At 69.8% G+C, this 13,552-nt stretch carries 16 protein-coding genes and 1 tRNA gene; 12 read left to right on the forward strand and 5 right to left on the reverse strand.

What is annotated here, in order from left to right:
• Nucleotides 1–6: 6 nt before the first annotated feature.
• From OG884_RS20165 to OG884_RS20180, 4 genes are all read right to left on the reverse strand, one after another.
• Complete coding sequence (locus OG884_RS20165; RefSeq protein ID WP_326635094.1) at nt 7–324, reverse strand: hypothetical protein; 318 nt, start codon at nt 322–324, stop codon at nt 7–9.
• The gene (locus tag OG884_RS20170) at nt 321–539 is read right to left on the reverse strand and encodes a hypothetical protein (RefSeq protein ID WP_326635095.1); all 219 of its coding nucleotides are present in this window, start codon (nt 537–539) and stop codon (nt 321–323) included. The genes OG884_RS20165 and OG884_RS20170 overlap by 4 nt, the downstream gene beginning before the upstream one ends.
• Nucleotides 536–721, reverse strand: a complete 186-nt coding sequence (locus OG884_RS20175; protein ID WP_326635097.1) for a hypothetical protein — start codon at nt 719–721, stop codon at nt 536–538. The genes OG884_RS20170 and OG884_RS20175 overlap by 4 nt, the downstream gene beginning before the upstream one ends.
• Nucleotides 722–1,221: 500 nt before the next feature.
• Nucleotides 1,222–1,785 (reverse strand): hypothetical protein, encoded by a 564-nt coding sequence (locus OG884_RS20180; protein WP_326635098.1) that lies wholly within the window; start codon nt 1,783–1,785, stop codon nt 1,222–1,224.
• Between the two features lie 114 nt (nt 1,786–1,899).
• On the opposite strand from OG884_RS20180, the gene OG884_RS20185 reads away from it, so the two are divergent.
• The 9 genes from OG884_RS20185 (at nt 1,900) to OG884_RS20225 (ending at nt 8,442) form a co-directional block, all read left to right on the forward strand.
• Nucleotides 1,900–2,661 (forward strand): GntR family transcriptional regulator, encoded by a 762-nt coding sequence (locus tag OG884_RS20185; RefSeq protein WP_326635100.1) that lies wholly within the window; start codon nt 1,900–1,902, stop codon nt 2,659–2,661.
• Between the two features lie 214 nt (nt 2,662–2,875).
• Nucleotides 2,876–3,097, forward strand: coding sequence for a GntR family transcriptional regulator (locus tag OG884_RS20190; protein ID WP_326635102.1), 222 nt, complete (start codon nt 2,876–2,878; stop codon nt 3,095–3,097).
• Between the two features lie 386 nt (nt 3,098–3,483).
• Nucleotides 3,484–3,557, forward strand: a tRNA-Met gene (locus OG884_RS20195).
• Nucleotides 3,558–3,637: 80 nt separating this feature from the next.
• A complete protein-coding gene (rpmG, locus tag OG884_RS20200; RefSeq protein WP_030921771.1) occupies nt 3,638–3,802 on the forward strand; it encodes a 50S ribosomal protein L33 in 165 nt (54 codons plus the stop codon).
• Nucleotides 3,803–4,076: 274 nt separating this feature from the next.
• Nucleotides 4,077–4,523, forward strand: coding sequence for a MaoC family dehydratase N-terminal domain-containing protein (locus tag OG884_RS20205; RefSeq protein ID WP_326635116.1), 447 nt, complete (start codon nt 4,077–4,079; stop codon nt 4,521–4,523).
• A 1-nt stretch (nt 4,524) separates the two neighbouring features.
• A complete protein-coding gene (locus tag OG884_RS20210) occupies nt 4,525–4,953 on the forward strand; it encodes a MaoC family dehydratase (RefSeq protein ID WP_326635118.1) in 429 nt (142 codons plus the stop codon).
• Nucleotides 4,954–5,025: 72 nt separating this feature from the next.
• A complete protein-coding gene (locus tag OG884_RS20215) occupies nt 5,026–6,297 on the forward strand; it encodes a hypothetical protein (RefSeq protein ID WP_326635120.1) in 1,272 nt (423 codons plus the stop codon).
• Nucleotides 6,298–6,333: 36 nt separating this feature from the next.
• Nucleotides 6,334–7,386 (forward strand): UDP-N-acetylmuramate dehydrogenase, encoded by a 1,053-nt coding sequence (locus OG884_RS20220; protein ID WP_326635122.1) that lies wholly within the window; start codon nt 6,334–6,336, stop codon nt 7,384–7,386.
• A gap of 486 nt (nt 7,387–7,872) precedes the next feature.
• On the forward strand, nt 7,873–8,442 hold the full coding sequence (locus OG884_RS20225; protein ID WP_326635124.1) for a TMEM165/GDT1 family protein: 570 nt from the start codon (nt 7,873–7,875) through the stop codon (nt 8,440–8,442).
• A gap of 31 nt (nt 8,443–8,473) precedes the next feature.
• On the opposite strand, the gene OG884_RS20230 is transcribed toward OG884_RS20225, so the two are convergent.
• Nucleotides 8,474–8,710, reverse strand: coding sequence for a glutaredoxin family protein (locus OG884_RS20230; RefSeq protein WP_030921755.1), 237 nt, complete (start codon nt 8,708–8,710; stop codon nt 8,474–8,476).
• A 127-nt stretch (nt 8,711–8,837) separates the two neighbouring features.
• On the opposite strand from OG884_RS20230, the gene OG884_RS20235 reads away from it, so the two are divergent.
• The 3 genes from OG884_RS20235 to OG884_RS20245 are packed head-to-tail and all read left to right on the forward strand — an operon-like array spanning nt 8,838 to nt 13,512.
• Nucleotides 8,838–10,478, forward strand: a complete 1,641-nt coding sequence (locus OG884_RS20235) for an ABC transporter substrate-binding protein (protein ID WP_326635125.1) — start codon at nt 8,838–8,840, stop codon at nt 10,476–10,478.
• A complete protein-coding gene (locus OG884_RS20240; protein WP_326635126.1) occupies nt 10,475–12,550 on the forward strand; it encodes an alpha/beta hydrolase family protein in 2,076 nt (691 codons plus the stop codon). Before OG884_RS20235 ends, OG884_RS20240 begins: the two co-directional genes overlap by 4 nt.
• Nucleotides 12,550–13,512 carry an ABC transporter permease gene (locus tag OG884_RS20245; RefSeq protein WP_326635128.1) on the forward strand — a complete coding sequence of 321 codons (963 nt, stop codon included), beginning with the start codon at nt 12,550–12,552 and terminating at the stop codon, nt 13,510–13,512. Before OG884_RS20240 ends, OG884_RS20245 begins: the two co-directional genes overlap by 1 nt.
• The last annotated feature ends 40 nt before the right edge of the window (nt 13,513–13,552 follow it).

A 13,552-nucleotide genomic window follows, 5' to 3' on the forward strand; every position in this document is an offset into this window, starting at 1 on the left:
AACAGCTCATCGCGGACGCCGGCGGCGACCGCGACGAGGCGATCCGACTGCTGACCCGATGATGAGGCGGCTGGCGTGCGGCGGTAGCAGGACGGTCCACTCTTCGCCAGGCACCCGGTAGACGGCGACGGCGTCATCGACGTTGCCGGACACCTGCTGTAGGACGCCGACCCGGTGGGCGAGGCTTTCGGCTTCGTCGGGGCTGATGCTGGGGATCACGGTCGGGTGCTGGCCGGGGCCAGGTGTCCAGCGGACGCCGTACTTGATTCCTGGGGCGGCGGGCGCCTGCTCGTGAGCGTCGGCTTGGCCGTCGGGGGCGCTCAACGCTGCGCCTCCTGCCGGAGCGGAGCCATAGGGGGGTGGCCGGAGGGGCGGCAGTGCAGGAACAGGCGCCCGTAGCGCTGCTCAGCGTCTGGGATGGACACGCACAGCCCAGCGGGGTTCGTGAGGAGCAGCTCGATGTCGGGGTGGCCGTGCACGAACCACAGATGCTTGATCTCCGCTGAGGCGACGACATCGCCAGGCAGGAAGACGGTCACGTGCTCTCCTCAGGGGTCGGGTACTGGGTGCGCGGCAGGGCCGGTTTCTCCAACATCCACTCGACCAGCTCGTCCACGGATGGGCGGCGGTGGCGGGCGGTGAAGGCGTCGAGCTGCTGCTGAGCGGCGAGCGCCTCGGCCAGCGAGTCAGCTAGAGCATCGTCTTTGGGCGGTTCACTCACCGGGTTCTCCTTCGGGTTCGGGTGGTGGCCCCCGCCGCGTGGGGAGACGGTCGGGGGCCAGGCCGGCAGATCGGAGTCACCAGAAACCGGTCTGCCGGAGATCGGTGGGGTTCCCGCCCCTGATCGGGGAAGACGGGGGCGGGAACCCCTGGCCCGGCGGCACCGTGCCGGGCCGTGCAGACGGCCTCACCTCTTCGACCCCTCCGCCGGAGGAGTGAGGCCACCAGCCCCGAGAGCGGACCAGCCGTTCCGCTTCGGGGGTTGTGCGCCGGCCGCCACCACCTCAGGGCAGAGGCGGCCGGGAGATCATGAGGGCGGGGTGTGCGGGCCGTAGGCAGTACCCATGAACACGTTCTTCTGGCATTGACCCGGGCCAAGAGCGCCTTCCCGGGTGCCCCAGAAGTGGCCGACGTACAGGGACCACATCCGCTCCAGAGGCAGCCCGCACTTCTGGCAGGTGAACCCGGGAGGACGGGAGGGCGGCTCGGGAGGGGGCGCTGTCACGCCAGCCGCTCCGCCTGCTCCTTGAGCAGGAGCTCCACGAGGCTCTCGGGGTCATCGGCGTTGAGGGTGCGGGCTACTCCCATGTCTGCCTCGTCCTGGGTCAACTCGGTGCGGCGGGTGGCCCACCAACGCCCGGTGTCGCTGGTCCACATAGTCCAGCCGAGGAAGCGGTCGGCGATGAGCGCCTGTACGGCGTCGGCCCACGCGGTGTGGGCCTCGGCCTGGCTGGTGAAGCAGCGGGCTCCGGCCGCCTGGCCGTCGCGGCAGGCGAGGTGGAACAGGTTGGTGGCGGGGTCGAGTAGCACGGCCGCCTCGGCGTTGACCTTGGGCCAGGTGGCGGAGACGATGCGCCGGTGATGGGTCAGGATGCTGCTGGCGACGGATCGCCAGAACGCGGCCTCCGCCTGGGCGGGGTCGGGGTATGGCGACCCCTGAGACACGGTGGAGCTGACCAAGACAACGGCGGGCTCCGGGGTGTCGAGCAGGTGCCAGTGCTCGTCCCGCCACATGTAGGACAGGCGAGCGTGATGTGCCGGATCATGAGGGGCAGCAGCGGGCATGGACACTCCAAAGGCGAGGCCATATACAGAGTGAGTAAGTTCGTATACGAACTTGCCTGATCGTGTACGCTCCTGTCAAGCCAATTCGAGGTTTACGAGATTCAGGAGGTAGACGTGACCGAAAGGCCACACGCGTACCTCCGTGTCGCCGATCACCTGCGCGAACAGATCACATCGGGTGAAGTCGCCCCAGGAGTGAAGCTCCCGCCGCAGCGGGTGCTGGCCGAGGAGCACGGAGTCTCCGACATCCTCATCCGGCGGGCGCTGGAGATCCTCCGCAACGAGGGCCTGATCGAGTCCCGCCAAGGGTCGGGAACCTACGTACGGGTGCGGCCGCCTGTCCGGCGTATCTCCATGGACCGCTACCTCGCTGACGCCGGCCCGCAGACCTCCCCGCAGACCTCGTTCACCCGTGATCAGGGGATCACATGGTCGCAGTACCGGCTGGACAAGGCCTATCGGTGGACTACTGCTGACGAGCGCCTGGCTGACCTCTTCGGGGTCGCGGCCGGTGACCGAGTACTTGAGCGGCGGTTCGTGTTCTACGCTGCGGGCCTGCCGAGCCAGATGTCGCGCTCCTGCCTCCTGGCCGCCGATGTCGAGGGCACGCCAGTTGCCGACCCGCACAACGAGCCCTGGCCGGGTGGCAACATCGGCCAGTTGCGGACGCTCGGTATCGAGATCGACCGCATCGCTGAGGAAACCGCGGCGCGGATGCCGACGCCGGAGGAGGCCGAGCGGCTCGGGATCGCGTCCGGTGTGCCGGTCTTCTCCATCACCCGGCTGATGTACGCCCAGGAACGCGTGGTCGAGGTCGCGGATCCGATCGTGATTCCTGCTGATCGGGCTGTACGGGTAGATCACATCGTGCTGTGAGGGGCGGCCGGTCGCGGTGGCTGACATTGTGATCCCCACGGAACTGTCGATGCTCGGCTAATCCTGGCGCATCGACGTGGAGTGATCGGTCGGTACGGTACGAGGCGGCCTCGCGCACTCCCAGTGCGAGGCTGCGTCGTGTCCGGCTGGGGTCGGCGGCTCCTCGTGACTCTTGTACTGACAAGCGCATGAGCGCTTATAGTCACGCGTATAGGTGCTGACCTGCGCCTATACCCTCAAGATCGTGATTGATCATGGCTCCTACACGCCGGTCTTCAGACAGCTCGCGGACATCCTGCGTGCGCGGATCGGCGAGCTTGGTCCCGGGGCGAAGTTGCCATCCGAAACGGAACTGATGCAGGAGTTCGGACTTGCCCGGATTACGGTCCGCGCGGTGTGCTGTGTCCGTCAGTCCAGGCAACCGCCCCTGGTCTGACGTCTGTGCCGCTCGGAGTGCGCGATTTTTGCGCGATGATCTCGCGCGCTCCGAGGGAACCACGACCACTGGTGCCTAGCGTGTACCATGGCTGACGAGCAAGTTCGCGGGGACGCACAGATCATCTCTACGCCGGGTTCTGCGTGGTAAGGAGAAGGTCTACGGTTCGATTCCGTAAAGGGGCTCGACAGCCTAAAGGCCCTAGCCATCCGGTTAGGGCTTTCGGCTTGGTTGGCCTTAAAAGCAGCCAGAAAACACTCAAGGTTCCCGAGGCATGAACGGGCATACTGGGGTAACCCAGAAGAGATCGCCCTGACCTGCACAAGTACGCAGTCACTCTGCGGGTCGGGTATCCTTGCGGGGTCGGTCGATTCCATCGGCCTCAAGGCGGAGTAGCTCAGTCAGGCAGAGCAAACGGCTCATAATCGTTGTGTCGCCGGTTCAAGTCCGGCCTCCGCTACTACCCACCCGGGTCCTCTCCCATAAGAGGGGCTCTGTCGTGGGTTGTCCACTGTCCCGAAGGTAGAAAGGCACTCCCAAGTGGCTGCCACCGACGTTAGGCCGAAGATCACGCTGGCCTGCCAGGAGTGCAAGCACCGCAACTACATCACGCGGAAGAACCGGCGCAACGACCCGGATCGGCTTGAGCTGAAGAAGTACTGCCCGAACTGCAAGACGCACCAGGCGCACCGCGAGACTCGCTAGTCTGCGCGAAGCCTTCCGCTCCGGCGGGAGATGAGTGTCTGATGGGCACGCACATACTCCACGAGAACCGGCGTCCCCAGGTGGGCGCCGGTTTGTCGTATCGGCATAGTTTTTCCGCTTGGGCGTTGACCGTGGCGGACAGGTGGGGCTGTAGCGGCCCCGGGTTACGGTTTCCTGGTGGCCCCGGAGGTCACCCTGGAAGCTTGTTCTGTTACTGTGTCGGCCTGACCCACCGGTTCCGGCCTTGCCGGCTCGGTATCCGCAAAGGAGCACGATGGCTCTGAACCGTGACTTCATCGGGCGGGCGTCCGCGCCCTCCTCGCCGTACGAGGTCAGTCGCGTGAAGATCAAAGAGTTCGCGACCGCGATCGGCGACGACAACCCGATCTACCGGGACCGGGAGGCCGCCCAGGCGGCAGGGCACCCCGACGTGATCGCCCCGCCGACCTTCCCCATCGTGTTCGGCCTGGCCGGGGGGTCGATCCTGAGCGATCCCGAGCTCGGCCTGAACTTCGCCATGGTGGTCCACGGCGAGCAGCGTTTCGAGTACCGGCGGCCGATTCGCGCCGGGGACGAGCTGGTCAGCGTCTCCACCGTGACCGACATCCGCAGCGCCGGCCGCAACGGGCTGATCACCGTCAGGAGCGAGGTCAGCACCGTCGACGGCGAGTCCGTGTGCACGACCTACAGCACCATCGTCGAGCGTGGAGGGGCGGGCTGAGATGGCTGCGACTGTCAAGTACGACGAGGTCGAGACGGGTCAGGAGATCCCGCCCGCCGAATACCCGGTGCGCCGCGCCGGCCTGGTGATGTACGCCGGGGCGTCCGGCGACTTCAATCCCATCCACTGGAACGAGCGCTTCGCCAAGACCGTCGGGCTGCCGGACGTCATCGCCCACGGCATGTTCACCATGGCCCAGGGCGGACGGTTCGTCACCGACTGGGCGGGCGACCCGGGCGCGGTCGTCGACTACGGGGTGCGGTTCTCCTCCATGGTCGTCGTTCCGGACGACGACCAGGGTGCCGTGATCACTGTGAGCGGGCTCATCGAGGAGAAGCTGGAGGACAAGCGCGTGGTGGTCGTCCTGACCGCCAGGTCCAACGACTCCCGGGTCCTGTCCAAGGCCCGCGCGGTGGTCCAGCTGTCCTAGGCCCTGTCGGGCGGCGGCATACTCGCGGGCCGGGGCCGAATCTTCTCCCGGTCCGTGGGTAGCGTCCCCAGCATGAGCGAAGTATCACCTGACGTGACCGACCTGGCCGAGCGGTGGGCCAGAGCGCGAGCCGAGCACGACCATGCCATGGCCGACGCGCTCCGTGACGAGATCAGGGCTGAGGGCTGGCTCGTCCAGGACACCGCGGTCGGCTTCGAGCTCATCCCCGTACCGCCCTTCGAGGTGTGGCCCACGCTCCGTTCCCTGCCCGAGGACGCCTCGGCTGCCGGGGGGCGCGAGGGCCCCCCGGCGCGGGACGGTTCCGGTGCGCGGCCGGGTACCTCCGCGGGCGCCGGCACCGAAGACTCGGTCCGGGGACGGGACGAATCTGCCGATGCCGGACAGGTCTCCGAGGCTGCGGATCCGGGACGGCACCCCGGGCGGCTCGGAGCCCTGGACGCGGAGCGGGTCGCCGAGACCGAGGCGGCACCCCAGTCGAGGCCCGAGGGCTCCGAGCTGGTCGGCCGGTCGGACGATCTCCACGGCCATCCCGAGTGGATGGTCTCCTCCCAGTTGCTCTGGGATGCCAGCCTGTCGGTTTCCAGGCTCGACGAGACCATCGTCGCCCCCGCCGAGGTCGAGGAGCCGAGGGCCGCGCACTCGACGGTGACCGTCGCGCTGCTGGTCGACGGCCGGCCAGAAGAGCTGCGCGAGTGCGTACGCGCCCTGGTCGCCCGTACGGAGGCCAGGATCCTCGCCCTCGATCTGGGGAACCTGGACGGAGCCGGAGCCGTCCTGCAGGAGTTGGTGCGGGAGTTCCCCCACCGGGTGGCGGCATGGCATGTGGCCGAGCTTCCGGACTGGAGGGGCGGCTCCGCCGGGTGGGGGGAGAGCCGTGACAAGCTACTGCGCCTCGACACCTCTGACGTGCACGTCGTCATGGACACCTCGATGCTCCTGGACGGAGACGCCATCACCCCGCTGGTCAAGGCGCTGGACGACGACATCACCGCGGCGGGCTGGAAGGGCGTGAACCCTCGCGAGGACGGTCAGGAGTGGCTGGAGGCCGAGCCCGGCGAGGTCCGGGCACTGCTCGGCCACCTGATCGCGGTCCGGCGCGATGCGGTGCTCGCCGCGGGCGGTTTCCCCACCGAGGCCCGCTACTACCGCAACGCCGACCTGGAGTTCTCGCTCGGGCTCCCCGGCATCCTGGTCGGCCTGGGCAAGGACCTCCCGGTCCACCAGGAGCGGCACCGCGGTCAGGACGATGTCGACCCCGAATACCGCGAGGCCGAGTCGTGGCGGACCTACGACCGGGTGCTGAGGTTGCTGCGCTCCCCGTAGGCTGGTCGCGGATTTCTGCCGGGTGTGGGGAAGCGTATGACGGAGCGGGTGGCAGGGGTACGGCTGGCGCCGTACACGACGCTTGGGCTGGGCGGGGCGGCCAGGGCGTTCGTGGCGGCCGGGTCGGCCGAGGAGATCGTCGAGCTGGTGGCCGAGGCCGACCGGGCGGGCGAGCCGGTGCTCGTGCTCGGCGGTGGCAGCAACCTGGTCGTCTCCGACGAGGGGTTCGACGGCCTGGTCGTGCGGGTCGCCTCCCGGGGCGTCGAGATCGACGGGGGCCGGGTCACCGCGCAGGCGGGCGAGGACTGGGACGCCCTGGTCGAGCGCGCGGTGGCGGCGGGCCGCTCGGGAATGGAGTGCCTGTCCGGCATTCCCGGGCTGGTCGGGTCAACCCCGATCCAGAACGTCGGCGCCTACGGGCAGGACGTCTCCCAGACGATCATCGCTGTCCGGGTCTACGACCGCCGGAGCGGCGAGGTGCGGGACCTGGCCGCGCGGGAGTGCGGGTTCGCCTACCGGCACAGCGCGTTCAAGGAGGAACTCGGGCGGCACGTCGTGCTCGCGGTCACCTACGAGCTGGCCGCCGGCACGTCGGCCGGCGACGCGCTGTCCGGCCCGATCGCCTACCGGGAGCTGGCCCTGCGGCTGGGTGTCGCCCTGGGTGACCGGGTGCCGCTGGCGCGGGCTCGCGCGGCGGTGCTGGAGTTGCGCGCGGGCAAGGGCATGGTCCTGGACGCGGCCGACCCGGACACCCGCAGTGCGGGGTCGTTCTTCACCAACCCGATTCTGACCGGCGGACAGGCCGCCGAACTGGAGCTGCGGGCGCCGGGGTTCCCCCGCTGGGACATGCCGGACGGGACGGTCAAGGTTCCGGCGGCGTGGCTGATCGAGAACGCCGGGTTCCCGAAGGGATACCGGCGTGGCCCGGCCCGCATCTCCACCAAGCACACCCTTGCAATGACAAATCCGGAAATGTCGGCCTCGACCGAGGAGCTTCTCGATCTCGCCCGCGAGGTCAGGGACGGGGTCTTCGAGAAATTCGGCGTCACCCTCGTCAACGAGCCCGTGATGGTCGGCACCCGCCTCTGAGCGGCACCCGCCTCTGAGTGGCTTCCGGCTTTGAGTGGCTTCCGGCTTTGAGTGGCTTCCGGCTTTGGGCCGGGAGGCGGGCTCACGGGCCGAGGGGACCTGCCTACGCGAGGGTCCTGATCCTTGGAGGGGGAGTGACCCAAGAGGCATGGATCTTCGGGGAGCCGGATTGCCAGGGGGCCTGACCTGCGAAGGTATCGGTCTCCGGACTAGGACCGGGGCGAGGGAATGAGCGTCAGGTCTCGGCTGCTAGGGTCTGATGGAAACACCCGAAGGGGAGTAGTCCCAATCGCGTGATCGACATACTGGCGCCCCAGGGCGCCCGGTCGCGCGGGCCTTGGATCCGGCCGTTCTCACACGGCGCCGGGGCGGACGAGACCTTCGGCCTGGCAGGCAATCATCGATGCCGCCGGGCCGAAGACGTGCCCGAAACTCCCCGGGTTCTCCCCTTCAGCCCGGCCGCGCACGCGGGAAGGGCACCCTCCATTGGAAGCGTTCTGGATCAGCCTTGTTGTGATCTTCGTCGCGGAGTTGGGCGACAAGAGCCAGCTCATGGCCATGACCTTCGCCACCCGGTTCAAGCCGTGGCCGGTCCTCGCCGGAATCACCCTGGCCACCGCGGTGGTCCACCTGGTCAGTGTCGGTCTCGGCGGTCTGGCCGGTAACCTTCTTCCCACCACGGCGATCACGATCATCGCCGGAATCGCCTTCCTCGGCTTCGCCCTGTGGACGCTGCGCGGGGACGAGCTGACGGACGAGGAGGCCCAGAAGGCGCAGCGCACCACCCGGTCGGCGATCATCGCTGTGACCGTCGCCTTCTTCCTCGCCGAGCTGGGTGACAAGACCATGCTCGCCACCATCACCCTCGCCACCCAGCACGGCTGGTTCGGCACCTGGATCGGCTCGACCGTCGGCATGGTCGCCGCCGACGCCCTGGCCATCCTGGTCGGACGGATGCTCGGCAAGCACCTGCCGGAGAAGACCATCAGGTACGGCGCCGCCGCCGCGTTCGCCGTCTTCGGCGTGATCCTGCTGGTCGAACCCCTGCTGGCCTGACCGTGCTTCTCCCCGGCGGAGCGGTGACCGGTCAGGCCAGCCGGGCTTCGATCTCCCGAACGCTGGGATTGACCAGCGCCGATCCGTCGGGGAGGAGCACCGTGGGGATCAGCCAGGAGCCGCCGCCGAGGTCGGTGATGAGCTCGATCGCGCCGGGCGTCCGATCGACGTCCACCTCGACGAAGGGGATCTCCGCGCGGGTGAGCGCGGCCTTCAGCCGGTGGCAGTGACCGCACCACGGAGCGCTGTAGACGGTGAGGGAGGACATGTATTCCCTATTCAAAAGGTGGGTTTGACGTGAACGGTGAATAGTGAATATTCTCACTCGCCAAGTGGATATTAATGGTAGACACAGCAGCTGAGCGGGCTGGCTGGTCGCACGAAAGTGGGTCCCCGTGACCGAGCTCCCCGACGTCGCCCTCACCCGGCGGTCCCTGCTGAGATCCATTGCCATCGTGAGCGGCCTGGCCGCCGTCCCCGGCCTCGCCGTGGCCTGTGGGTCGCCCGAACCGGCGACCGGGGGCCCGGCCGGCGCGGCGAAGTCCCTTGACGTCCTCAAGGTCGCGCTGCCCTCCTCCCTCGGCTCGCTCGACGCGAGCAAGGAGGCGGGCATCATGAACTACGTCGTCGCGCTCCTGTGCCAGGAGGCGCTCGTCGGGGTGGGGCGCGACGGCAGCCTCCAGCCATCGCTCGCCGAGTCCTGGACCAGGAAGGACGCGACGACCTATGTCTACGCCATCCGCCAGGGCGTGACCTTCTCCGACGGGACGCCGCTGACCGCGGACGACGTCGTGGCCAGCCTCGACCTGCACGCGCGAAAGGGCTCCACCTCGGCCTTCGCGTACGCGTACGCCAATGTGAAGAAGATCGAGGCAAGCGGGCCGGCCGAGGTCACGATCACGCTGAAGCGGCCCGACGCCTCGTTCGCCTGGACGCCCTCGCCAGGCACCCTCATGGTCACGAGCAGGAAGTTCATCGAGGTCTCCGGCGACGGCATCGGCACCCCCACCGCGAAGATCCTGGGCACGGGCCCGTACCGGGTGACGGAGTTCGCCCCCGACTCGCACGTGACGCTGGAGCGCAACGACGCCTGGTGGGGAGGCAAGGCCCCGTACCGCCGGATTGACATCGACTTCGTTCCCGAGGAGTCGACCAGGCTCCTCGCCATGCGCGGCGGGTCCGTCGACGTGGCGCTGAACGTGCCCGCCGAGCAGATCGACCAGTGGAAGGGGCTGCCCGGCGTCGAGGTGAAGGCGGCGAGCGACCGCTCCCTCGTCACGCTCGCCTTCAACACCGCCAAGAAGCCGTGGGACGACGTCCATGTCCGCAGGGCGGTCGCCCACGCCGTCGACAGGGAGGGAATCCTCCGCAGCGTGCTGCGCGGTCACGGCAGGGTGGCCACCACGCTCACCGACCCCGCCCAGTGGGGCGGCGTGCTCGGGGAGGCGGAGGTGGAGAACCTGTACGCGAGCATTCCGCAGTACGGGTTCGACCTGGCCAAGGCACGTGCCGAACTGGCAGCCTCCTCGGTGCCCGGCGGCTTCGCCGACGTGCTGACCTATCCGAACAGCGGGCCGCAACTCGGCAGGGCCGCACTGACCCTCGCCGAGAACCTCAAGGGCATCGGCATCACCCTGGAGGTCAAGGAGGTCCCGCTGGAGCAGTGGATCGCCGAGCTCGGCAAGCACGCCTCCGGCATCTACCTGGGATGGTACTTCGCCACCACGGGCGACCCCGCGGAGTACATCCAGCAGCTCCTGAACGGCGCCGCCACCGGTGTGAACGGCACGAACATCGCCGAGTACGCCAATGCCGAGGTGACCGGGCTGCTCGACGAGGCGAAGACCGGAACGGACGACACGGCACGCGGCAGGCTTCTCGGGGAGGCACTGGTCAAGGCTGCGGGTGACGTCCCGTACCAGCCGCTCTGGTGGGGAGAGGCGGCGACGGCGTTCGGCCCCGGCGTGGGGACCGGCGAGTTCGGACCCTACTTCTTCGTCGGTCCCTGGGCCACCGAGATCACCACCCGCTCATGACCGCGGCACTGGAGGCGTACGCCGCACTCGCCGGTCTGCGCGTGCCCGAGGCCGTGGTGCTGGATGCGGAGGGGGCCCGCGTCGCCTGTGTTCTTCCGCGCCCGGACGGCCGGCCCGTCGCACACGTGCTCGACCTGTCCGGAGCCGGAGCCGGAGCCGGAGCCGAGAGCGGAAGCCGAGGACCGGTCCCGGTGCCCGTTCCCGTGGCGGGCACGGGGACGGAATGGCACGCGTTGACGCGGTGGCTGCCGGACGGGAGGCTGCTGCTCGCCGCCGGTGACGGCCCTGACCTCGACCACGTCGAGGTCCGTTCGCCCGGCGATCCGGTCCCCGCCTGGCGGGTCCGCGTGGGAGGGGAGATCGAGGACCTCGTCCCCGGTGGTGACGGTACCGTGCTCGTGCGGTTCGCCGACCCGGGCAGCGAGCGCGACGGCAGCCACCTCGGCCTCCGGGTCCGCGATGAGACCGATCCCTTCGTCCGCACGCCGGGTGACAGGCGCAGGCGACTCGCGTGGGCACGGGTGGGCGACGGGGAACTGCGGACGGTGCCGCTGCGCGGCCTGACCGTGTGGGACGCCGATTGGCGGGACGGCGTCGTACTGGCCGTCACCTCGGCCGACGAGACGCCCGCCGGGTACTACCGGCCCGCCCTCGACCTGGTCGATCCTGAGAGCGGTGAACTCCGGACCCTGCTGCGCACCTCCTGGCAGCTCAGCCGTCCCCGGCTGGCGCCCGGCGGGCGTACCGCCGTCGTGGTCGAGGGGCTCTCCATCGTCTCCGGGCGGATCATCCGCGTCGACCTCGTCACCGGGGAGGCGACGCCATTGGCCGCCGTCGACGACGTCACCGATCTGGGCTGGCTGGACGAGGACACCCTGTGGTTCACCGGGTGGTCGGGTACCGGCACGCACGGCGGCACCCTGACCGCCGACGGCCGCCCGCTGACCCGCTGGACCTCCTGGGGAACCCTGGGCGGGCGCGACGGGCAACCGTCACTCTCGGTGGATCGCACCGGTGCGCTCGCCGTCGCCGTCTGGGAGACGGCCGAATGCCCCCCAGAGGTGGCGGTCGCCCAGGTGGCCAAGGGCGACTGGCGCCAGGTCACCGATCTCAACGCCGTGCTGGCGCCGCTCGCCGTGCACCAGGAGGAGGTCTCCTGGACCGGCCAGGACGGCCTCGCCGTCCAGGGTCTCCTGCTGCGGAGGTCGCCGATCTCACCCGTTGCCACCGTCGATCCCGCCGTTTCCCCGAACCTCTCCCCTTCCGCCGGTCCCGCCAACCCCATCGGTCCCGCCGGTCCCGCCAACCCCATCGGTCCCGCCGGTCCCGCCGGTCCCACGGGAACCGGCGGGACCGGGGCGGGACCGGCGCCGCTGGTGGTGATCGTGCATGGAGGGCCGACCTGGCTGTGGTCCACTGCCTTCGCGCCGGCCGAGTCCGGCGGGCTCGCCGCCGCGCTCGCGCACGCGGGTGCGGCCGTACTGCTGCCGAACCCGCGCGGGAGCAGCGGGCGCGGCCAGGAGTACGCGCGCCGGGTCATCGGGCGATTCGGTGAGGACGACCTGGGCGACGTCCTCGCGGGTGTGGACCACCTCGTCGCGGCCGGAGTCGCGGACCCGGAGCGGATGGCCGTCATGGGGCTCAGCTACGGCGGCTACCTGAGCGCGTGGGCGGTGACCCGAACCGGCCGGTTCCGGGCAGCCGTGGTGATGTCCGGGGTGAGCGACTGGCTCAGCTTCGCCACCGCGAGCAACCTCGGCGGCGGCTTCGACCTCCTCTATCACCGAGGGGCCGACCCCGCCACACCCCAGGGCAGGGAGTTTCTCGCCGCCCGCTCGCCGGTGTGCCACGCGGCCGGGGTCACCACACCGACGCTGATCCTGCACGGCGCCGAGGACCGCACCACCCCCGTCGGGCAGGCGGAGCAGCTCTATCGTGCCTGGTCGGCGGCCGGCGTCCGGACCCAGCTGGTCGTCTACCCTCGGGAGGGCCACGAGCTGACGGAGGGAGCGCACCGCGGGGACGCGGCGGAGCGCGTGGTCGCGTGGCTGACAGGAAACGGGGTGCTCTGATGGCGGGGCGTGACCGGGGTCTCTTCCTGCTGCGCAGGTTCGCGGGCACCGTCGTCGTCGTCGCGCTGCTGTCGGTCGGCATGTTCGGCCTGCTCTACCTCGCCCCCGGCTCGGTCCAGCAGACCCTGCTGGGCACCCGCCCCGCCACCCCGGAGACCATCGCGGCGATCCAGGCCCGCTACCACCTCGACGAGCCGCTGCCCGCGCAGTACCTGCGCTGGCTCGGCGGCGTCCTCCACGGTGACCTCGGGACCTCGGTCAGGACCGGGATGCCGGTCGCCGACATGATCGGTCAGCGGCTGCCGCTCACCCTGGCGCTCGTCGGGTACGGCGCGCTGCTCGCCCTGCTGGTGGGGGTTCCGCTGGGCGTGGTCGGGGCGCTGCGGCGGGGCCGGGCCGCCGATCGCCTCGTCGTCACCGCCGGTGTGGTGGGGTTGAGCGCCCCGCCCTTCGCGGTCGGGCTGCTGCTGCTCGTGGTGTTCGCCGCGGGGCTCGGCTGGTTTCCCGTGTACGGGACGGGCGAGGGCCTGGTCGGCCAGGTGTGGCACCTCACGCTGCCCGCGGTCGCGCTGGCCGTCGGCGCCGTGGGCATGTTCGTCCGCTTCAGCAGGGCGGCGCTCATCCGCGAGCTCGACCAGGACTACGTGGTCTTCGCCCGCGCGCGTGGTCTGGGCGGCGCGGCCGTCCTCGGATACGCGCTGCGCAACTCGCTGGTCCCCATCCTCACCGCGGCCGGGCTCATCGTGACCGGCATGCTGGCCGGGACCGTGCTGGTCGAGGTGACGTTCGCGCTTCCCGGTCTCGGCTCGCTGCTCGTCGACTCGGTCACCTTCAAGGACGTCCCGGCCGTCCAGGCGCTCGGGCTGCTGTTCACCCTGCTCATCGTCGCAGTCAACCTGCTGGTGGACATCGGCTATTCGGTGGCCGACCCCCGGGTCCGGTTCGGCGGGAGGACATCGTGAGCTCCACGGGCGGGCACGCCGTCGTGTCGGGTGGGAGGCT

It is taken from the genome of Streptosporangium sp. NBC_01755, assembly GCF_035917995.1.
Taxonomy (GTDB): domain Bacteria; phylum Actinomycetota; class Actinomycetes; order Streptosporangiales; family Streptosporangiaceae; genus Streptosporangium.

Coding starts and splice junctions, on each gene's coding strand:
- OG884_RS20210 (WP_326635118.1), top strand. CDS start 4,525: ATGGCTGCGACTGTCAAGTACGACGAGGTCGAGACGGGTCAGGAGATC.
- OG884_RS20240 (WP_326635126.1), top strand. CDS start 10,475: ATGACCGCGGCACTGGAGGCGTACGCCGCACTCGCCGGTCTGCGCGTG.
- OG884_RS20220 (WP_326635122.1), top strand. CDS start 6,334: ATGACGGAGCGGGTGGCAGGGGTACGGCTGGCGCCGTACACGACGCTT.
- OG884_RS20205 (WP_326635116.1), top strand. CDS start 4,077: ATGGCTCTGAACCGTGACTTCATCGGGCGGGCGTCCGCGCCCTCCTCG.
- OG884_RS20245 (WP_326635128.1), top strand. CDS start 12,550: ATGGCGGGGCGTGACCGGGGTCTCTTCCTGCTGCGCAGGTTCGCGGGC.
- OG884_RS20215 (WP_326635120.1), top strand. CDS start 5,026: ATGAGCGAAGTATCACCTGACGTGACCGACCTGGCCGAGCGGTGGGCC.
- OG884_RS20180 (WP_326635098.1), bottom strand. CDS start 1,785: ATGCCCGCTGCTGCCCCTCATGATCCGGCACATCACGCTCGCCTGTCC.
- OG884_RS20230 (WP_030921755.1), bottom strand. CDS start 8,710: ATGTCCTCCCTCACCGTCTACAGCGCTCCGTGGTGCGGTCACTGCCAC.